This is a genomic window from Synechococcus sp. CCY 9618 (assembly GCF_019038415.1).
GTDB lineage: Bacteria > Cyanobacteriota > Cyanobacteriia > PCC-6307 > Cyanobiaceae > Cyanobium.
The window spans coordinates 1-369 of sequence record NZ_JAFKRG010000093.1 but is presented as its reverse complement, the minus strand read 5'-3'; the positions used below and the strand labels follow the sequence as shown (position 1 = coordinate 369).

1 pseudogene is annotated in these 369 nt (G+C 64.8%); it reads left to right on the top strand.

Annotated features, from left to right (window positions below):
* Positions 1 to 369: pseudogene (locus KUG41_RS15280) on the top strand (photosystem II D2 protein (photosystem q(a) protein)); the annotation flags it as partial.

Here is a 369-nt window from a genome sequence, read left to right as displayed (position 1 = left end):
CTCCTGCCGACGCGATGGGTCACAGCCTGCTGCTGCTCTGGGGTCCGGAAGCCCAGGGTGACTTCGTCCGCTGGATCCAGCTCGGTGGCCTCTGGCCTTTCGTGGCCCTGCACGGCGCCTTCGCCCTGATCGGCTTCATGCTGCGTCAGTTCGAGATTGCCCGCCTGGTCGGCATCCGCCCCTACAACGCCATCGCCTTCTCCGGTCCGATCGCGGTGTTCGTCAGTGTCTTCCTGATGTACCCGCTGGGTCAGAGCAGCTGGTTCTTCGCTCCCTCCTTCGGTGTGGCGGCGATCTTCCGCTTCCTGCTGTTCCTGCAGGGCTTCCACAACTGGACCCTGAACCCGTTCCACATGATGGGCGTGGCCG